Annotated in this window: 17 protein-coding genes; 11 read left to right on the top strand and 6 right to left on the bottom strand. The window is 41.3% G+C overall.

From position 1 onward, the window contains the following. Positions 1 to 136: 136 nt before the first annotated feature. From ACL6C3_RS10990 to ACL6C3_RS10980, 3 genes are all read right to left on the bottom strand, one after another. On the bottom strand, positions 137 to 2,761 hold the full coding sequence (locus tag ACL6C3_RS10990) for a hypothetical protein (RefSeq protein WP_413167212.1): 2,625 nt from the start codon (positions 2,759 to 2,761) through the stop codon (positions 137 to 139). 231 nt (positions 2,762 to 2,992) lie between these two features. Then, positions 2,993 to 3,397 (bottom strand): hypothetical protein, encoded by a 405-nt coding sequence (locus tag ACL6C3_RS10985; RefSeq protein WP_413167211.1) that lies wholly within the window; start codon positions 3,395 to 3,397, stop codon positions 2,993 to 2,995. Between the two features lie 448 nt (positions 3,398 to 3,845). Next, a complete protein-coding gene (locus tag ACL6C3_RS10980; RefSeq protein WP_413167210.1) occupies positions 3,846 to 4,823 on the bottom strand; it encodes a hypothetical protein in 978 nt (325 codons plus the stop codon). 338 nt (positions 4,824 to 5,161) lie between these two features. Here ACL6C3_RS10980 and ACL6C3_RS10975 point away from each other — a divergent pair, with 338 nt between their 5' ends. The 9 genes from ACL6C3_RS10975 (at position 5,162) to argC (ending at position 12,563) form a co-directional block, all read left to right on the top strand. Then, positions 5,162 to 5,662, top strand: a complete 501-nt coding sequence (locus tag ACL6C3_RS10975) for a thylakoid membrane photosystem I accumulation factor (RefSeq protein ID WP_413167209.1) — start codon at positions 5,162 to 5,164, stop codon at positions 5,660 to 5,662. A 134-nt stretch (positions 5,663 to 5,796) separates the two neighbouring features. Then, the gene (locus ACL6C3_RS10970; RefSeq protein WP_413167208.1) at positions 5,797 to 6,003 is read left to right on the top strand and encodes a DUF3285 domain-containing protein; all 207 of its coding nucleotides are present in this window, start codon (positions 5,797 to 5,799) and stop codon (positions 6,001 to 6,003) included. A gap of 153 nt (positions 6,004 to 6,156) precedes the next feature. Continuing rightward, the gene (ybeY, locus tag ACL6C3_RS10965) at positions 6,157 to 6,771 is read left to right on the top strand and encodes an rRNA maturation RNase YbeY (RefSeq protein WP_413167207.1); all 615 of its coding nucleotides are present in this window, start codon (positions 6,157 to 6,159) and stop codon (positions 6,769 to 6,771) included. Between the two features lie 238 nt (positions 6,772 to 7,009). Next, on the top strand, positions 7,010 to 7,537 hold the full coding sequence (locus tag ACL6C3_RS10960) for a diacylglycerol kinase family protein (protein ID WP_413167206.1): 528 nt from the start codon (positions 7,010 to 7,012) through the stop codon (positions 7,535 to 7,537). Then, complete coding sequence (locus ACL6C3_RS10955; RefSeq protein WP_413167205.1) at positions 7,534 to 8,121, top strand: anthranilate synthase component II; 588 nt, start codon at positions 7,534 to 7,536, stop codon at positions 8,119 to 8,121. Before ACL6C3_RS10960 ends, ACL6C3_RS10955 begins: the two co-directional genes overlap by 4 nt. 54 nt (positions 8,122 to 8,175) lie before the next feature. After that, positions 8,176 to 9,006, top strand: a complete 831-nt coding sequence (locus tag ACL6C3_RS10950; protein ID WP_413167204.1) for an MBL fold metallo-hydrolase — start codon at positions 8,176 to 8,178, stop codon at positions 9,004 to 9,006. A 299-nt stretch (positions 9,007 to 9,305) separates the two neighbouring features. Further along, the gene (locus tag ACL6C3_RS10945) at positions 9,306 to 9,860 is read left to right on the top strand and encodes a fasciclin domain-containing protein (protein WP_413167203.1); all 555 of its coding nucleotides are present in this window, start codon (positions 9,306 to 9,308) and stop codon (positions 9,858 to 9,860) included. Between the two features lie 263 nt (positions 9,861 to 10,123). Then, on the top strand, positions 10,124 to 11,341 hold the full coding sequence (locus ACL6C3_RS10940) for a tetratricopeptide repeat protein (RefSeq protein ID WP_413167202.1): 1,218 nt from the start codon (positions 10,124 to 10,126) through the stop codon (positions 11,339 to 11,341). A 160-nt stretch (positions 11,342 to 11,501) separates the two neighbouring features. Continuing rightward, on the top strand, positions 11,502 to 12,563 hold the full coding sequence (gene argC / locus ACL6C3_RS10935; RefSeq protein ID WP_413167201.1) for an N-acetyl-gamma-glutamyl-phosphate reductase: 1,062 nt from the start codon (positions 11,502 to 11,504) through the stop codon (positions 12,561 to 12,563). 202 nt (positions 12,564 to 12,765) lie between these two features. On the opposite strand, the gene ACL6C3_RS10930 is transcribed toward argC, so the two are convergent. The 3 genes from ACL6C3_RS10930 to ACL6C3_RS10920 form a co-directional block, all read right to left on the bottom strand. Beyond that, entirely contained in the window at positions 12,766 to 14,490 is a 1,725-nt protein-coding gene (locus tag ACL6C3_RS10930; RefSeq protein WP_413167200.1) for a peptide ABC transporter substrate-binding protein, read from the bottom strand. 371 nt (positions 14,491 to 14,861) lie between these two features. Next, positions 14,862 to 17,294: a PAS domain S-box protein gene (locus tag ACL6C3_RS10925; RefSeq protein WP_413167199.1), complete on the bottom strand. Its 2,433-nt coding sequence runs from the start codon at positions 17,292 to 17,294 to the stop codon at positions 14,862 to 14,864. Positions 17,295 to 17,346: 52 nt separating this feature from the next. Beyond that, entirely contained in the window at positions 17,347 to 17,766 is a 420-nt protein-coding gene (locus ACL6C3_RS10920; protein WP_413167198.1) for a response regulator, read from the bottom strand. 187 nt (positions 17,767 to 17,953) lie between these two features. On the opposite strand from ACL6C3_RS10920, the gene ACL6C3_RS10915 reads away from it, so the two are divergent. Both ACL6C3_RS10915 and ACL6C3_RS10910 read left to right on the top strand, forming a co-directional pair. Next, the gene (locus ACL6C3_RS10915; RefSeq protein WP_413167197.1) at positions 17,954 to 19,096 is read left to right on the top strand and encodes an ATP-binding protein; all 1,143 of its coding nucleotides are present in this window, start codon (positions 17,954 to 17,956) and stop codon (positions 19,094 to 19,096) included. Continuing rightward, positions 19,096 to 20,316 (top strand): sensor histidine kinase, encoded by a 1,221-nt coding sequence (locus tag ACL6C3_RS10910; protein ID WP_413167196.1) that lies wholly within the window; start codon positions 19,096 to 19,098, stop codon positions 20,314 to 20,316. The genes ACL6C3_RS10915 and ACL6C3_RS10910 overlap by 1 nt, the downstream gene beginning before the upstream one ends. Positions 20,317 to 20,356 lie beyond the last annotated feature (40 nt).

Here is a 20,356-nt window from a genome sequence, read left to right as displayed (position 1 = left end):
CTTGAACTCCTTTGTATCCCTTAAAAATCTCTGTAGGTTGGGTTGAGGTACGAAACCCAACATTAAAAGATAATTGTTTGGTTTCATTTTCTTTAACTGTTGAGTTTCACTTTGTTCAACCCAACCTACAGGTGATTTATGAGTTGAGAGATTCTGTTTTGACTCGTTGACGAATCATTTCCAAATTAGTTCGATAAATGTCTAATTTTTCTTGTGCTTCCGGTGCAATAAAAGCATCTTCGGGTATACTTTCTAAAAGGTTAACTGATTTTTGCCATTGGTTTTCTGCGGTTTGCCAAATCTTCAGGGCATAGGGAGGATTCTTTACCATTACAGACGCTTCTAATGCTAATTTTTGAGCCGCTTCTAAGTTGTTAACTGCTTTTTGTTCTTGGGCAATTTTTTGAGTAACTGAGTTGTAGTCGGTTCGATAAGTTTCCAGTTGCTTTTCAATTTGTTCAGAATTGGCTGTATCGTTAGAAACAGCTTCTAATAATTGAATCGCTTTTCGCCATTTATCTTGTGCAGTTTGCCAAACTGTAAGCGGATGGGGTGAATTTTTTATCATCTCTCCCGCTTCTAAAGCTAATTTTTCAGCCAATTTTATATTGTCTGCTACGATAACTTTTTCAACACGATTCGCCGTGTTTTGTTCGGGTTTACTTTTGAACGTATTTTGAGATGCAAAACCAACTATTCCGAATAGGGGAACCAGCAAAATTAACACAAGGGGTAAAGTGAAAGTCTGTTTGATGCTGTCCGGTTTTTTCTTGTTGTTGGTTTTTTCTTCTTGTTCTTTGATTTGACTTTCTAACTCATCGATTTGTTTTTTAATTCGTTCTTTTTCTTCCTGTCTTAGTTCCGCTTCTCGCCGTTTAAGTTGTTCTTGAAATTGACTGTGAAGTTCGGCTTCTCGTTGCTGAAGTTGTTCTTGAAATTGACTGTGAAGTTCAGTTTCTCGGTTTTTAAGTTGTTCTTGATGTTGAAGTTTGAATTGAGTTTCAGACTTTTCAAGTTGTTCTTGATATTTAACCGAAAGTTCGGCTTCTCGGTTTTCAAGTTGTTCTTGATGTTGATGTTTTAATTCGGTGATTTGTTTTTGCAGTTGGTTAATTTGGTCTGAAAGTTGGGCTTCTCGTTGCTGAAGTTGTTCTTGATGTTGGAGTTTGAACTGACTTTCCGACTTTTCAAGTTGTTCTTGATATTTAACTGAAAGTTGGGCTTCTCGGTTTTCAAGTTGTTCTTGAAATTGACTGTGAAGTTCGGCTTCTCGGTTTTCAAGTTGTTCTTGATGTTGGAGTTTTAACTGACTTTCAGACTTTTCAAGTTGTTCTTGATATTTAACTGAAAGTTCGGCTTCGGTTTGCTTGATTTTTTCGGCTTCCTGAGTTTTTAATTTGGTGATATGTTGTTGAAGTTGGTTAATTTTTAGTGTATATTCCTCTTGTTTTTGACGAGTTTGTTCTTGGTGTTGACCCTGTACCTCAGCTATTTGCTGTTGAAGTTGGTTAATTTGAGTTACAAGTTGGGCTGTTTGTTCCTCATTTTTTTCGGCTTCCTGAATTTTTAATTCGGTAATTTGTTTTTGCAGTTGGTTAATTTGGTCTAAAAGTTCGGCTTCTCGGTTTTCAAGTTGTTCTTGATGTTGGAGTTTTAACTGACTTTCAGACTTTTCAAGTTGTTCTTGATATTTAACTGAAAGTTCGGCTTCGGTTTGCTTGATTTTTTCGGCTTCCTGAGTTTTTAATTGGGCGATATGTTGTTGAAGTTGGTTAATTTTTAGTGTATATTCCTCTTGTTTTTGACGAGTTTGTTCTTGGTGTTGACCCTGTACCTCAGCTATTTGCTGTTGAAGTTGGTTAATTTCAGTTACAAGTTGGGCTGTTTGTTCCTCATTTTTTTCGGTTTGCTGGCTTTTTAATTGGGTTATTTGTTTTTGCAGTTCGTTAATTTGGTCTAAAAGTTCGGCTTCTCGGTTTTCAAGTTGTTCTTGATGTTGGAGTTTGAACTGACTTTCCGACTTTTCAAGTTGTTCTTGATATTTAACTGAAAGTTGGGCTTCTCGGTTTTCAAGTTGTTCTTGAAATTGACTGTGAAGTTCGGCTTCTCGTTGCTGAAGTTGTTCTTGATGTATACGTAAAAGTTCGGCTTCGGTTTGCTTGATTTTTTCGGCTTCCTGAGTTTTTAATTTGGTGATATGTTGTTGAAGTTGGTTAATTTTTAGTGTATATTCCTCTTGTTTTTGACGAGTTTGTTCTTGGTGTTGACCCTGTACCTCAGCTATTTGCTGTTGAAGTTGGTTAATTTGAGTTACAAGTTGGGCTGTTTGTTCCTCATTTTTTTCGGTTTGCTGGCTTTTTAATTGGGTTATTTGTTTTTGCAGTTCGTTAATGTGATGTTGAAGTTCATTTTCTCGGTTTTGGAGTTTTTCTTGATGTTGACGTTTGAGTTCGGTGATTTGTTTTTGCAGTTCGTTAATGTGATGTTGAAGTTCATTTTCTCGGTTTTGAAGTTTTTCTTGATGTTGACGTTTTAATTCGGTGATTTGTTTTTGCAGTTCATTAATTTGGGTGTTAAGTTCGGCTTCTCGGTTTTGAAGTTTTTCTTGATGTTGACGTTTTAGTTCGGTAATTTGTTTTTGTAGTTCGTTAATGTGATGTTGAAGTTCATTTTCTCGGTTTTGAAGTTTTTCTTGATGTTGACGTTTTAATTCGGTGATTTGCTGTTGAATTTCTTCGGCTTGCTGGCGTTGTACTTCCAATTCTTTTTCGGGTTTAACCTCGGCTTCTTGAGTCGCGAATTTTTGAGATTGTTCTTGAGTTAATAACTGATAAGACTCAACCTTAGTTTTGAGTTCATCAATTAATTTTACCGCTTGTTCTCCTTGAACTTGATCGAGTTGACTGACAAATTTGTTCAGAGATGCTTCTAAACGCTGAAAATCTTTAATTGAGTAGTTTAAATGACTATCTTCGTTTTCAAAACTTGCAAGTTATTTCTGGATAAACGAAATAATCTCGCGAATAAATTGCAGAACTAAATCAAAGATTTTTTGAGAATGATTGGACTGAATTATTTGCCAAAGCTGCATCAACAGCGAACTATTTTCGATCATTCCATCCATCAGTTTCTCTAGCTTCTCTCGACGCTGATACCAAGTATTTTGATCGGATTCATTAGCAAACATCAACTCCAGTTTATCCAATTCACCCCAAGCTTGATGATTTCTTCGTTCATTTTCAAGGGGATTGTTAACACAAATTAGCTTATTATAAAATGCTTTAATTTGTTCGATAGTCTGCGGTTCAACAGCATGGGGTTGTTCGCAGAAGGTTTTCATCGAGTCCAACAAACTTTGAAATTCACCTTTGATGTGCAGAATGGTTGCAGTGTTCATAAAGTTTAGTCCGAAGGGGTTAATTGTCAAAAAAGTGGTTAGAAATTCACAAACTTTTACTGAAAGTGTGTGGTCAAAAACTAACTTTTGGGTTTCACGTCGTTCAACCCAACCTACACTGAAAACTGAGACACAGAGAACACCCCAACGAACCGAGGAGAATCAAATGCGGTCGTACTTTTCTATCTACAAAGTACGGTAAAAATTGCTCGGAAGAACGATTACTTATACAATATCATAAATTCATCGCTAAATGCCATCTTAAAGATAAAATTTTTTTTATCTGTTCAACTGAAATGTGAAATTCTTGTGTCAGCAATCCCTCCTGAAAAGTTATCAATTCTATAGGTTGGCTTGAGGTACGAAACCCAACATTAAAAGATAATTGTTTGGTTTCACTTTCTTTAACTGTTGGGTTTGACTTCGTTCATGTCAACCTACAGATAATTTATTGGGAGGATTCTGTTTTAACTCGTTCGCTTATGATTTCCAAATTGGCTTTATAAATCTCCAATTTTTCTTGTGCTTCTGATGCAATAAAAGAATCTTCTGGTATGGTTTCTAAAAGATTAACTGCTGTTTCCCATTTGTCTTGTGCGGTTTGCCAAACTGTTAGGGGATAGGGAGGATTTTTTACCATTGCCGAGGCTTCTAATGCTAATTTTTGAGCCGCTTCTAAGTTGTTAACTGCTTTTTGTTCTTGGGCAATTTTTTGAGAAACTGTGTTGTAGTCGGTTCGATATATTTTAAGTTTTTCTTCGATTTCTTCCGAGTTTTTTTGCTTGTGATCAACCTCTTCTAATAATTGAATTGCTGTTTTCAATTTCTCTTGTGCCGTTTGCAAAACTGTGAGCGGATGTGGGGGATTATCGATCATCTCACCCGCTTCTTCTGCTAATTTTTGAGCCGATTTTATGTTGTCTTTTTTCGTCAGTTCGCCGCGTTCTCTGAAGCTGCGGGGTTGTTGATTTATAATATCAAAAACAATGGTAATCAGTAATGGAATTAGCAGGATTAACGAAATTATTAATTTTGAGCCGGAATTTTTTGTTGTCTGTTTCTCTGAATTATTTTTTAAATCTGTATCCGGTTTGATTTCGGTTGGATTGATTGGACTTTCTAACTCGCCAATTTGTTCTTGAAGTCGTTCGAGTTCTTCGGGACTTAGTTTATTTTTTATTTTTTGAATTTGTTCTTGATATTGACTGTGTAGTTCGGCTTCCCGCTGTTTTAACTGTTTTTGATGTTGGTTTTTTAACTGTTTTTCATATTTTTCAAGTTGTTCTTGATGTTGACGTGAAAGTTCGGCTTCTCGCTGTTTAAGTTGTTCTTGATATTGATTTTGAAGTTCGAGTTTAAGTTGTTCGAGTTGTTCTTGGTATTGATTTACCCGTTCATTTTTCGGTTGAAATTCTGCATCATTCATAAGAGATCGGGGAATAATAATGTTAAGGCTAAAAACAAGTTGTCACGGCTACAAAAACAGCCGTTGAAAAGATACAGTAAAAATCTGGATTTCACCAAAAACGGACAAGAAAAGAACAGTCCAGTGAACCCGGGCGGATAAAATGCGATCGCGCCTTTACAAGAATCAAAGAAAACCTAACAATAGTATAAGCTCACAATTGCCTACTGGCTATCGACGAATTGATGATTGTTTTCAACCCTGATTCTCCAATGTTCAAACCGCTTCTAAGCCGTCTGGGGCGCATTTTTTGGACTCGTCTGGCTGTCTTTTGTCTAACGCTGAGTCTGGGGCTTATAATGGGTATTTCCCCGGCTTCGGCGAATATCGATGACGATCGCTTTGATGGCAATATTTTCGCCCTGTATGGGGGAAATGGATCTCTGGTTCCCCCCCGAGTCACCCTCGCGGAGTCTATAAACCGTTCAAAACCGGCTTTGTTGGTCTTTTTTCTCGATGACAGTCGCGACTGCAAACAATTTGCGACAACGGTATCACGCCTACAACAATTTTACGGCAGGGCGGCCGATATTATTCCGGTGAATGTGGATGCGATCGCCGCCGAAACTCCAGAAGATCCCACCGATCCCGCCCACTATTATAGAGGTTTTGTACCGGAAACCGTTTTAATCGATCAATCTGGAGAAGTGGTATTAGATGAAGTGGGTTTGGTGGCGTTTGAAAAAGTTGACGATAAGTTTCGGGAAGTCTTTAATTTACTTCCGCGATCGGAGTCAGTTGAACTCAAACGCAAACCGATCAATGAGATTACAATTGAGTTGGTAGAAACCGAGAAGTAATTTTTAGCGATCGCGACACCGACGAACTAAAAAACCGGAACTAGCAAAAAAAGGATAAAATCGTTAATATATTTGCTAGTCTCCCAATCCAATCTTTCCATAGACCTTTTAGTAAAATAATCATCAATTTTGATATGAGTTCAACATCTTCTCAATCTTCTACACCGACCCAAACGCCCGAAGTTGCCGAGAGTCAAAAACCCGCCGAACCGCAGCCGAGTTATGTGAAACTGGCAATGCGAAATATGGTCAGAAAAGGAAGTAAATCTTTATTTCACTTTTCCTTAACAACCATCGCCCTGTTAGGTTTCCTGATCGGCGTATCTTATATTACCCGATAGCGGGAAATTCTCGCGAAGGCAGGGAGGGGAAAGATTAAAACGTCACAAATTTTGCAAAAAATTTAGAATGTGAATTTGAGAATTTTTTTATAAACTTTCCCCTCTTTATTGCTTATAATTGCGAGGGAATCAGTGAGCATCGGTTTGTCATCCATGAGTCAAGTTTCACTGTACGTTAATATTCAAGACTGTTTTTGGTTGAGCGAGGAGTCACCGCCGACCCATCGGACTCCAGAAACCGGTTCGTCTCCCATTTCCCCCGAAACATGGGAACAATGGTTCACCCAGTGGTTAGAAAATCTTAATCCGAATATTCCGCAAGCGGCAAGTTACGAGTTAAGCCTGCGTCTTACGGATGATACGGAGATCCAACGCCTCAACGCCGAATATCGTTCCCTAGATGCACCGACAGATGTCTTAGCCTTTGCTACATTGGATGTAGATTGCCCTCCCCTGCCAACGGATGAGGCATTCTCATCAGAATCTCTTTATCTGGGTGATATTGTCATATCTGTCGAAACAGCCAACCAACAAGCCAAAAAACAAGGGCATTCATTAAAAATAGAGTTAGCATGGCTGGCGTCTCACGGACTTTTGCATCTGCTCGGTTGGGATCATCCTGACCCAAAGGCGCTACTGGCGATGTTAAACCAACAGGTGATCCTGCTGCAAGCCGCCGGTTTAGAGGTGAACGGGGCTATTATCGGAAACGTAAATTTAGCGGAATATTCGCCGACTGTGGCCGTAGAGGAAGGAAAAGACCTGTAAAAACAGTGTAAAACAGGAGTGAACTCGCCCAATGAAACCTTTACTCATTACTCAGCTTAAATTCTCAGACCTGCACTCAGAAAAATATCACACCATCCGTAAACACCGATCTCACCCCGGTTAAATTTGTCACAAGCTGTTAAGTTTCTTGAAATAACGTGTTAAATTTTTTCAAACATCAATAGCAAAATTATTGATCTGAATATTTCAAACGCACAGACTGAAGGATATTTTACGAATGAATCTAAATGAACGCTCTGTAGCACCCCTGCAAGCCAGACTGGTTTCCGTACCTCACCATCGTTCCGCCAAGGTAACAAGCGCTCCCGAACCTCCGGTAAGTTCAACTCAGAGTCGCTCCAGTTCTTCTTGGACCGTTGCTTCTAACCTGTTGGTGAGTTTCCGATATGCCTGGACGGGCATCACCTACGCCTACAAAACCCAACGCAATTTTCGCATTCATACCGTCATCGGCACCCTCGCCATCGGCTTGGGCTTTTTTTTACACCTGTCTTCGGTAAAATTAGCGGTGATCGGTTTAACCATTGGAGCAGTGATGGCAATGGAACTGTTAAATACCGCGATTGAATCCGTTGTTGATTTAACCGTCGGTCAGTCCTACCACGAACTGGCAAAAGTGGCCAAAGACTGCGCCGCCGGTGCGGTGTTAATCTTTGCCCTCGCCGCCTTATTGGTGGCAACGGTGTTGTTGCTTCCTCCCCTACTGGTACAACTGGGGTTAATCACAGCAGGAGTATCGTCTTGATTATTGTGATTGATAATTATGACAGCTTCACCTACAACATTGTCCAATATTTAGGTGAACTGGGTGCAGAATTCCCTGTGGCTCAAGATGTTCGCGTCTATCGCAACGATGAAATTACCGTTGAGCAAATCAACGAGATGCAACCCGACGGTGTGGTGATTTCTCCGGGGCCGGGTCGTCCCGAAGATGCGGGAATTTCTCTAGAGTTGATCGAACGTTTGGGGCCACAAATGCCGATTTTGGGCGTCTGTTTGGGTCATCAAAGTCTGGGTCAAGTCTTTGGCGGAAACATTGTCTCGGCACCCGAACTCATGCACGGTAAAATTTCTCAAGTTCATCATACCGGACAGGGGGTTTTTGAAGGTTTAGAAACTCCTTTGACCGCAACCCGCTATCATAGTTTGGTGATTGACCGTCAAACTTGCCCGGAAGTGTTAGAAATTACCGCTTGGGTAGATGATGGAACGATCATGGCCGTGCAGCATCGGAACTATCCTCACCTGCAAGGCGTCCAGTTTCATCCAGAGAGTATTTTAACCACCAGTGGTAAACTGCTCTTAAAGAATTTTCTGCGATCGCTGTAGGAAATTTAGCGCTTAGTGATCTGATCTACCCTTGATTTTTTATCCGCGTTTTCTATGAAACGGCGAAAATTTATCCGTCTGGTTCAAACCGGTGCCTTAGCAAGTTTTACCACGATTGGGATTTCCCGCTCGCTGTCTGCTATTGCTCAAACTCCCAATTCCGCCAATGGTTTAACAGTACGCTGGCTCGGTCATACTTGTTATTTATTTACAGGGGGCGGTTTACGAGTTTTAATTAACCCCTTCCGTCAAATTGGTTGTACCGCCGGATATCGCAACCCAAAAGTAAATACGGACTTGGTGTTAATTAGTAGTCGCCTACTCGATGAAGGTTCAGTTGATGGATTTTCAGGAAATCCGGCGTTACTCTACGAACCCGGAGTTTATCAGTTCAACGGGACTCAAATTCAAGGCATTCGCACAATTAAAGATCGCCAACAAGGACGCCGGTTCGGAACAAATGTGGCTTGGATGTGGAACCAAGGCGGAATTAAAATTCTACATCTCGGAGGACTCGCCGGACCGATTGATATCGAGGAACGAATTTTGATTGGCCGTCCCGATGTGATGTTTGTTCCCGTCGGTGGCGGACCGAAGTCTTACACCCCCGAAGAAGCCAAACAAACCATTCAAACCCTCAAGCCGAGAGTTGTGATTCCCATGCACTATAAAACCGATGCGGCCGATCCCGCAACTTGCGATCTGGTCCCGTTAGATAATTTTCTGCAAGTCATGGGGGAAACTCCCGTGCAGAGAATTGCCAGCGATACGGTTACTTTTCAACCCGGAAGTTTGCCCTCAGAAGGTTCGGTGATTGGAGTTTTGAGTTATCAGTATGGGAACGGTTCAACGGTAAATTCTACAACAGAACCCGGAAATTCTTAAAGAATCTATTGGAATTTAATTGAGATAAAAAAACCCGGTTTCTCACAGAAATCGCGTTTATAGGGACTAAAAAAACCCGGTTTCTCACAGAAACCGGGTTTTTGGCTTGTAATAAACCCCATATTTGAACCAAACAACGCCCAACAAAGTCTAAAGCAAAATTTGGATTTTTCAATAACTCTCTCCGAAGAAAGAGTTGGAAAAATTTTCGCTGAATACTCTTGACATTTGTTGATATTTTGTGAACAATCTTAAATATTGCTTTCACAAATATTTACAACAAAAGTCGGGGAGTTCCTATGACATTTTTTCATGGTTTCCAGGGATTCAAATCTGCTGCTTTCGTCGGTCTGATCGCCGCAACGACCCTCATCGGTTTACCCGAAACTGTAAAAGCAGGTGGCGGCCCCAGTCCCGAAACCTCTCAAAGCGGACAAACCCAAGCCGCAGCCGGAGATATTGTTGAAACCGCCACCAGTGCAGGCCAATTCACCATTTTAGCCCAAGCTTTAGAAGCCGCAGGTTTAGTGGATGTCCTCAAAGGAGACGGACCATTTACCGTCTTTGCTCCCACAGATGAAGCATTTCAGGCTTTACCCGAAGGCACCTTAGAAGAACTACTCCAACCCGAGAATAAAGATAAATTAGTTGCGATTTTAACCTATCATGTGGTTCCCGGTCGCGTCACCTCTGGCGAACTCCAGTCAGGCGAAGTGCAAACCGTTCAAGGAAGCGCCGTTACGGTTAAAGTTGATTCCGGCGTGATGGTTGACGAAGCCAACGTCATTAAAGCAGATGTTCCGGCGAGTAACGGTGTGATTCATGTGATCGATCAGGTGATTCTACCGGAATAGTTTCAGCCAGAGATTTAGATCAAAAAGGTAAAAAAACCCCGTCAGGCGAGCGATCGCGAACGGGGTTTTTTTGGGGTTCTCGAATTCTATTTTTTGATTTGTCATCTATGATTCAATAAAAGGCTACCCCATTACGTTATTAATAGTAGTGGGGGTTTTTCATGGAAAAATATTCTAGCTGTTTTCAGTCAAAAGATAGATTGATAAAAGGTTAGACTATTCTCTATTGAGTCCAAAACTGAAGTAAAAAAACAATTGAGTCTATGAGTTTAAGTTTTTGCATGATTGTTAAAAACGAACAGGAGAACTTAGCGCAATGTCTCCAAAGCGTCAAGGGTGTTGTCGATGAGATGGTGGTCGTTGATACGGGTTCAACCGATAGAACCGCCGAAATTGCTAAAGAATGGGGGGCGCAAGTTTATTATTTTGACTGGTGCGATGACTTTGCCGCCGCTCGCAATGTCGCCTTAAAATATGTCACGGGGAATTGGATTTTAGTGTTGGATGCAGATGAACGATTAGTTCCTAGCATTGTTCCTCAAATTAAACAAGCGATCGCCCAAGAAAATTGTTTGATGATTAACTTGGTCAGACAAGAAATTAGGGCCTCTCAATCCCCTTATTCCTTAGTTTCTAGGTTGTTTAGAAACCATCCCCAAATCCAGTTTAATCGTCCCTACCATGCTCTGGTTGATGATAGTGTCAGCCAGATTTTAAAACAAGAATGCCGCTGGAAAATCGGCTCTTTACCCGACGTTGCTATTTTACACGAAGGATATCAAGCCGATACCATCGCCCGACGCAATAAACAACAAATCGCCAAACAAGCGATGCAACGCTATCTCGCCCAACAACCGAGCGATCCCTATGTCGCCAGTAAATTGGGTGCCTTATATGTAGAAATGGGAGATTTTTCTAAGGGCTTGGAGTTGCTAACCAAAGGACTCAACCAACTGAATATTTATGCCAAATATCAGCCGGGAGAGGCGGATGATTCTCTGTTGTATGAACTCCATTATCATCTCGGAATTGCCCATCGAAAAAAACAAAATCTCGCCGAAGCCAAACACCATTATGAAATGGCGATCAAGGCGAATATTTTACCGCAACTCAAACTCGGCGCTTACAACAATTTGGGCAATTTGTTAAAAGATACCGGACATTTACTCGAAGCAAAAGCCGCCTATGAAACCACCTTGAAAACCGATCCGAATTTCGTCCAAGGATACTATAACTTGGGTATGACCCTCAGAGCAATGGGAGACTATCCCGAAGCGATCGCCGCCTATCAAAAAGCCATTCAACTCGATCCCAACTATCCAGAAGCCTATCAGAATTTGGGTGTCGCCCTTTTAAGTGCGGGTAAAGTCCTCAGCGGTTTAGAAGCCTTCAAAACCGCGATCGCCTTCTACCAAAAAAGCGATCCCATCGAAGCCCAACGCCTCCGGCAAACCCTACAAGAGATCGGATTCCATCTGTAACGAGCGCCACCGTCGAGCAACTGGGATGATATTGTAAATTAGTAATTTACAATTCTAGTCGCCAAATGGGAACAAAATACGGCATCATATAGCAGTTTGATACTAAAATGCGTCAACAACTAGGTTATTGTTGTCTCACATCACACAGGAGTTCAAAAATATGGGAGATGCAGAACAAGTAAGGGTGGGGATAGTTGGGGCGTCCGGTTATGGTGGCGTTCAACTGGTGCGTTTACTCCAAGATCATCCCAACGTGAAAATTGTCTATCTCGGAGGAGATAGCAGTGCGGGAAAACCTTTTTATACTTTATATCCTCACTTGAGTCACTGCATTGATTTAATGGTCGAGCCAATTGATTTGGATCACATCGCCAATCAGTGTGACGTGGTGTTTTTATCTCTCCCCAATGGTTTGGCCTGGAAAATGGCACCCAAACTGTTAGAAAAGGGATGTAAAGTTCTCGATCTTTCGGCCGATTATCGCTTTTTTAATCTCGATACCTATCAAAAATGGTACGGGGGAGAACGAGATGATAAAGCGATCGCTTCAACCGCAGTTTATGGCTTACCGGAATTGTACCGCGATCGGATTGCTCAATCTCAATTAATTGGGTGTCCGGGTTGTTATGTGACGGCGAGTTTATTAGCTTTATCTCCGCTATTAAAACAGGGATTAATTGCCACCGATAGCGCCATTGTTGATGCAAAATCGGGAACCTCTGGGGGCGGACGTCAGGCGAAAACCAATCTTTTACACGCAGAAGCCGATAGCGCAATTTCCGCCTACGGAGTCGCCGGACATCACCGCCATACCCCCGAAATTGAACAAATTTGTAGCGATCTTGCCGGACATGATGTTAAAGTTCAATTTACACCGCATTTAATTCCGATGGTGCGGGGAATTTTAGCAACGGTTTATGCAACGCTGCGAGATCCGGGATTGGTGCGGGAAGATTTAATTACCATCTACAGCGCTTTTTATCGAAATTCTCCTTGGGTAAAAGTGTTACCGGGTGGAACTTATCCTCAAACAAAATGGGCGTGCGGAACGAATCTTTGTTATTTGGGTGTAGAAGTCGATCAGCGCACAAATCGAGTCATTGTGATGTCGGTAATTGATAATTTAATTAAAGGTCAAGCCGGACAAGGTGTACAATGTCTTAATTTAATGATGGGATGGGATGAAACTTTAGGACTGCCTAAGTTGAGTTTCTATCCTTAATGGGTGTATCTTTATTATTTAAAACTCGATCAACCGTGCGTATTATTGGGGCGCCTTACAGTGAACAGTGAACAGTGAACAGTGAACAGGTGATTGTTGAAAATACTGAGAATTGATAACTGTAAACTGTAATGAGGATCGCCCCAACATAATCATAATTGATTCATCGGAGACGATCTGAATTCTACTATTGTCTATTGCTTTAATTGGATGAACGTTGCCAATTTTTAATATCCCAAGTGTTCGCATCCCAAGGGGAGGGTTGAACCCCGCTTAAACGGTTGCTGACGCCTTGGGTATTTGCGCGATCGACAAGGGGAATTACTGCAAAATCTGCCTGTAATAATTCATCCATTTTTCTAAACAATTCCGCCCGTTTTTGCGGGTCGAGTTCCGTACTCGCTTGTTGCCATAGTTGATCATATTCCGGGTTACAATAGCGAGCATAATTCGGTTTTTGCCAATTGTTAGATTTTTGAGCAATTTCTTCGCAAGTCCACCATTTCATATGCGCTTGGGGATCGGGGCTATCATTGCCGGTATTAAACATTTGTAAATCGGCATAAAAATGATTTAAAGTATCCGTATTTGCCGGATCTCCCGAAAAGAATACGCTGGCATCAATACTTTTAAGTTCGACTCCGACTCCGATAGATTCTAACGCTTGTTTGACAATTTCTTGCGTTTTTTGTCGCACCGGATTAACAGAAGTTTGAAAAACTACCTGCATTTCCACGCCATTTTTATCGCGAATTCCGTTATTATTGCTATCTTTCCATCCCGCTTCATCTAACAAACTAGCGGCTTTTTCTAAGTTAAATTCTGAACTAATTTTATCCGATTGATACGTTTGCGGCGCCACCAAAAGTTGAGGCGTTGGCCGACCGGTCGGGCCGTAGAGTTGGTTAGAAATGGTATCGCGATCCACCGCCAAATTAAACGCCTGACGCACTTTTTTATCGCTAAAAAAAGGATGGGGAAATTCAACACTCGAACGTTCTCCCTCTGCGGTGGCTTTGTTGGGGTCGGTAAAATTAATCATAATTCGTTCAACATACGGCCCAAAATTTGCCACAACTTTTCCTTTTCCCGCCCCTTCCAACTGTTTTAAAATATTCGCTTCCACTTGTAAATTATAAGCGTAGTCAGCATCCCCCGTTTGTAACACCGCCCTCGCCGCCGAAACCGCATCGCCCCCGCCTTTGAGTTCAATTCGTTCAAAATAAGGTTTTCCTTCATCCCAATAATTAGAATTGGGTTCGTAAATAATAATATCTCCCGGTTTAAATTCAACCACTTGATAGGGGCCGGTACCGATGGGTTTTTGGTTGGCGGGCGCTTCTCTAATATTGGCACCGTTATATTCAGCAAAAATATGTTCGGGTAAAATCATCCCATTTTGACCCGTAAACGGCACCGCCCAACCGGGATTAACATCTTTAAAGGTAATTTTTACGGTATGATTATCGAGGGCTTCTACCTTTTCAATGGTTGAGTAATATTCAATACTGGCTGACGCCACATCGGGGTTGGTAATAAACTGATAGGTAAAGACAACATCTTCGGCCGTAAATGGTTCACCATCCGCCCATTTTACATCTTGTTTGAGTTTCCAAGTCACCGATTTTCCATCTTTAGCAATTCCGCCATTTTCTACAGTTGGAATTTCTGCGGCTAAAAACGGAATGAGTTGATCATTTTGATCGTAACTGGCTAAAGGTTCGTAAACAATACGGGCGGCGTCAAAGTCTTTAAACCCCGTCGCCAAGTGAGGGTTTAAAATGGTTGGCGCTTGCCAATATAACAGGCGTAACGTGTCTGTATCGCCTGTTGAGGTTTGGTTTTGGGTCGTTTGGGGGCTACAGGCGGCGAATGTCACAGATAGGGCGACAGACAACACGGAGACGGGGAAAAATAGACGACTCATCGCAAGGGATAGTTTTTTAATAGGCCAGACATTCTATCTTAATACGGCGATCGCTTTTCTGTGGGAGAGAGTTTCTGTTTGATTTGATAAAATTCGTTAAAATTAGCGCTCGTTGTTGTGCTTTTGCGCAAAAAAAATTCAAAATTTACTGGCATAAAGTTAAAGTTTGGGAAGTGAAAAACATTTACTTTTTTAGAGTGCTGAAGCGCAACAACGGAGTGTATTTATGTTTGATAACAGGTCGCACGGGTATATGGACAAATTGATGAAATTGAGAAACTCTCAAACCTTTACTGAGAGAGGTTTTTAATTTCCTGTTCCCTGTTGCCTGTTGCCTGTTCCCTATTCCCGCCCGCGTTGCGCTTCAGTTGTTAATAGCGAAGGGTAAAATAAAACGTAGAACCTTGATCGGCTTCAGACTCAACCCAAATTCGTCCGCCATGACGTTCAACAATTTTTTGACAAATTGCCAAACCAATACCCGTCCCCGGATATTCTTGATCGTGATGTAAACGTTGAAAAATCTTAAAAATTCGCTCAAAATATTGGGGGTTAATGCCAATACCATTATCTTTAATACTAAAACACCATTCCCGTTTATTTTCCGCACTGGAATAAGATTCTACCGCAATTTCTACATGGGGTAAAACGTCAGGATGACAATATTTAATCGCATTACCGATGAGATTTTGCAGTAAAATAACTAGCTGTTGTTCATCAGCAATTATAGTCGGTAAGGGTGACGAATCAATAATTGCATTACTTTCTGCGATCGCCAATTGTAGATTTTGCAAAGCTTTTTGTAAAACTTGATTGCAATCAATCCGTTTAAAATTGGCTGTACTCTTACTCGTTCCCACTTGGGAATAGGCTAATAAATCTTTGATCAACTGCTGCATTCTGCTGGCAGCATCCAGGATATAATTAATATAAGTTTGAGTATCTTCATCGAGATTATTTTCATATTTTTGAGCCAACAACTGAGTGAACAAACTCACCATTCGCAGGGGTTCTTGTAAGTCGTGAGAGGCGACATAAGCAAACTGTTCAAGTTCGCGGTTTGACTGAAGCAACTCTCGGTTTAGGGTAAACAATTGTTCTTCGGCTTGTTTGCGTTCAGTAATATCAATACAAGACCCAATATATCCCGAAACATTGCCATCCGCAGTCATGCGAGGAACCGCTTTATTTAAAATCCAGCGATATTTTCCATCCCAACTTTTGAGACGATATTCAACCATAAAAGGTTCGGGTTGTCGTCCCGAGTGAGAGGGGCAACTTCTGAGGAGATGATCGAGATCATCAGGGTGTACATTTACCATCCAACCCTCGCCCAATTCTTCCTCCAAAGTTCGTCCGGTAAAATCGAGCCAAACTTGATTAAAAAAAGTACATTTTCTCTCAGCATTCGCCATCCAAATTAACACGGGTGCGCTATTAGCCATTAACCGAAAACGTTCCTCACTTTCCCGCAGCGCTTCTTCCATTTGTTTGCGTTCGGTAATATCAATCATATAGCCAATAATTTCAGTCGATTGATTGGTTTGATCGCAAAGCAATTTAATTTCATCTCGTATCCAGCGATAGGTACCATTTTTATGTAAAAATCGGTATTCAAGAATCTCCGTTCCCGTGTCTAAAACTTGGGATAATAAAGCAAAAGTTTCCCGCACATCATCGGGATGAACTCGCTCCGCCCAAAACTGAGAATTTTCGACAAATTCGTAAGCTTGATAACCCGTAATTGTTGCGATGGTCTGACTCATATAGGTCGCACCATAATCTCCTGTGGCTGTGCTAGTATAAATAGCACCCGGACTCGAACTCAGTAAAAATTGAAGACGTTCTTGAGTGAGATTTAATTGCTGTTCAATCAGATTACACTTGATGATTTCCGATTCTAAGTTTTTATTAATTTCCTGTAATTCAGCCGTGCGCTTTTCCACCCGTTTTTCAAGTTCTTGATTCAAGTTTTTGATTTCGGCTTCGGCTTGTCTGCGCTGAGTAATATCTTCGATCACCGCAATAAAATAAACGGGTTTTTTGTGGCGATCGCGTACCAATGAAACCGAAAAATGAACCCAAACATGAGTTCCATCTTTGCGGACTAAACATCTTTCTAAACAATAGCTAGGAACCTGCTGCGATAAGAGAGGTTGTAGAGAGTCACTCTTATTCTCTAAACATTCTCGACAAGTGAGATCTTGACATTTCAATTTTAGAAGTTCTTCCCGATGATATCCAACCAGATTACAAAAAGTTTGATTGACTTGTAACCATTCCCCTTCGAGTCCAACACGAGCAATACCAATAGCGGCTTGTTCAAAGGTTGCTCTTAATAGTTCTTCTGAGTTTCGTAAAGCCGCTTCTGCTTGTTGACGTTCCATAATTTCTCGTTGTAAAGCCCGGTTCGCTTCTTCTAATTGGCGGGGACTGGGTATGGCTACAACTTGGGGAATATGAGAAATAATTTTTAATGCAATGGGAAAAGACATCAGGGCTGTGATGGTTTTGATTAGCATTAAGAATTGATTGAGCGGATACCACCACATCGCCATAGCAGCAGCATGAGTCGTCGCCATGCAAAGGGTTAGTAAACTTAACAGGAACAAGACTTTTTGAAAGGGTGTGTTTTTGCGCCGCTGTATTCCCAAAGCGATCGCCAACGGTAAAGCATAAAAGGCGATCGCAATTAAAGCATCTGTTAATGGAGCAAGTTTCCAGCTAATAATTAAGGGTGCAGCCGAACTTGCGGACAGAAAATATTGTGAGAAACTCGCTAAAAATACGGTGAAAAAAAACATCGAAAATTTGCCTTCCTAACAGATATAGACCCAGAGAGGATTTTAGAGTAAATTAACCCAAGTGTTCTATTGCACGAACAATCTGATCGAATTGACTCAGATCGTAGGGCTTGGGAATGTAACAGTTCGCCCGCAGATTTTGACCTTTGAAAATCTCCCGATCAGCCAGGGAAGTCGTCAGTACAATCACGGGAATTTCCTTGAGAGTGTGGTTACCCTGCATCACTTCTAAAACTTCCCGACCATTTCGTTTGGGAAGATTCAAATCTAGTAAAATAATATCAGGGCGGGGAGCCGTTTGATATTCACCCTGCTGATGGAGAAATGCTAGGGCTTCTTCTCCATCGCGAACAACGTGTATGCGATTCGGAATTTTTAAATTTTTTAGGGTTTCCTGAGTCAGAAAGATATCACCGGGATTATCCTCTACAATAAGAATTTCGAGAGTCGCCTGACAAGAGTTATAATTCATATGCAGTTTCCTTTTGTTGATTTTAAAAATCTGGTGTTACATATAATATAGATCTAACCAACTGCAAATCTAGCAAAATCTCTGGCTCAAGTGTAAAAAATTTACCGGGAGGAGTGCCGAACTCCTCAAAAGTGATTTAATCCTTGCAAGCCGATCAAGTTAATGTTTAAACATCTGTTTATTGACTATGTATGATCAACTCGAACACATTACCCGACAGTATAAAATTTTGGATGGTGTTGCGGTGGGTTTGTGTTTGCTCCGCTCCGACTGGACTGTTCTATTTTGGAACCGTTACTTAGAACAATACACCGAAATTTCCAAGCCGGAAATTGTCGGAACTTCATTATTTGCTCATTTTTCTCACTTAAACCCCGAGCCGTTTCAATCTTGCTGGCATCAAGTCTTTCAGCAAAAAAGGGAAGTACACTTTACACTATTGTCTCACCAATGGCAGCCCAATAGCGCCGACTCTCCACAAAAACAGTCACCCCTCGTCCAAGTGTCTCTGACTCCTGTTTCTGCGATCGCCGGTCAAGAATGTTGTGCCTTATTAACCCTAAAAAACTCCATCCCTCCTCAAAGCGATATTGAGCCTCCCCCAACCGTTATAAACGAAAAAGAAATAGAACTGCAAAAATTGCTCGATCGCATCGCTCACGATCTACAAGAACCCTTGCGAATGGTTGTCAATTGTAATCAATTACTCGCCCAACGGTACTCGAAAGAACTCGACTCGGGCGCCCATCAAATGATTCATTTTGCGGTTGATGGTGGGGTCCGAATGCAACAGATGATCGATAGCTTGCTCGTCTATTGTCGCTTGAAAACCCACTATCAACCCCCTCAAGCCACTGATGCTCAAATTTGTCTCAAACAGGCGATAATGGACTTAGAATCGCTCATCGTCCAAACCCAAGCTCAAATTCAGACAACCCCTCTACCCGAGGTGATGGCAAATCCCCAACAACTGACTCAGTTGTTTTCTATTTTAATTGAAAATGCCATCAAATATTGCAGCGATCGCCCTCCTCAAATTGAAATTGCTGTTCAACCTCAAACCGAAATGTGGGTTTTTTCTGTTCAGGATAATGGCATCGGTATTGACAGCAAATATCATCAGGCTATTTTTGACATTTTCCAGCGTCTTCACCCCCGCCAAAATTATCCCGGTATTGGAATGGGACTCGCGATCGCCAAAAGAATAGTTGAGTTAGATCAGGGCAGCATCTGGGTTGATTCCCATAGTCAACAAGGCTCAACATTTTATTTTACCCTGCCTCGCCCTCATATAATTAACCCTCTATTGACCTCATCGGAGAACCCTTGATGTATCAGGAATTAATTAAAGTTCTATTAGTAGAAGACAATCCCGGCGATGCCTTTCTGATTCAAGAAAGCCTAAAAAAACGTCATAAAATGAACTTTAAAGTGACGGTTGTGGAACGATTAACCGATGCTTTTTCTTGTTTAGAACAAAATAGGTTTGACATTATTTTACTCGATTTATTTTTGCCGGATAGTCAAGGACTGGACACGTTTACAGATATTTTGTCGAAAGCCAATCATTTACCCATTGTAGTCTTAACCGGACTGAACGATGAAAAAATGGCGATTCAAGCCGTGCGACTCGGCGCCCAAGACTATCTTAAAAAAGAATTAGCAATTGGAGAACTATTGATTTATTCGCTCTGTTATGCCATAGAACGCAAGCGCACTCAAGAAGAACTTGAACAACAAAAAATTCAGCTAGAAATCACCAACGCCGAACTCGAAAAACGCACGAAACAGTTAGAAAGCTTGAACCACGAATTAGAAGCGTTTAGTTATACCGTTTCTCACGATTTACGTTCCCCATTATTAAGCATTGATGGCTTTAGTTTTTTTCTCGAAAAAGAATGCGGCGAACAACTGAGTCCCCAAGGAATCTCTTATATTAAACGGATTCGGAAAGCCGTTAAACGCATGGATAAATTAATAGAGAATTTGCTGGAATTATCGAGGGTTCAACAAAATGAGATTTGTATTACCCCGGTCGATTTAAGCCATCTCATCAGAGGAATTGCTGAGGAGTTAAGCCAGCAAGATTCACGGCGGAAAGTCGAGTTTAAAATCAAGCCAAATCTCCGGGTGAAAGGAGATAAGCAACTTTTAAAGATTGCCTTGGGAAATTTAATGTCTAACGCTTGGAAATATACCGCCAAACAAAAAGTGACTCAAATCGAATTTGGGATTTTATTTGGCAATCGAACGCCGGTAAACTCTCACAGCAAAGAAGGAAGTTCAACCTCAGAAAATCTTTCTTCTCCCCCTCGGATTTCTCCCATTTACTTCGTTCAAGATAATGGCGTCGGTTTTGATATGTCTCAAGCCGATAAACTATTTAGACCTTTTCAAAGGTTAGATTCCTCGGGAGAGTTTCCGGGGACGGGAATTGGTTTGGCAACCGTCCAACGGATTATTCATCGCCATCAAGGGACAATCTGGGCCGAATCGGTGAAAGGGCAAGGAGCCACATTTTATTTTACATTAAATTTAGATTCAGAATAAAACCATTCCAGAAAACTCTTTTATACTGAAAGAGATTCCT

The sequence above is a fragment of the Capilliphycus salinus ALCB114379 genome, assembly GCF_047276495.1.
Taxonomy (GTDB): Bacteria; Cyanobacteriota; Cyanobacteriia; order Cyanobacteriales; family Microcoleaceae; genus Capilliphycus; species Capilliphycus salinus.
The sequence above is the reverse complement of the archived record's forward strand: the minus strand, read 5'-3'. Positions and strand labels throughout refer to the sequence as shown.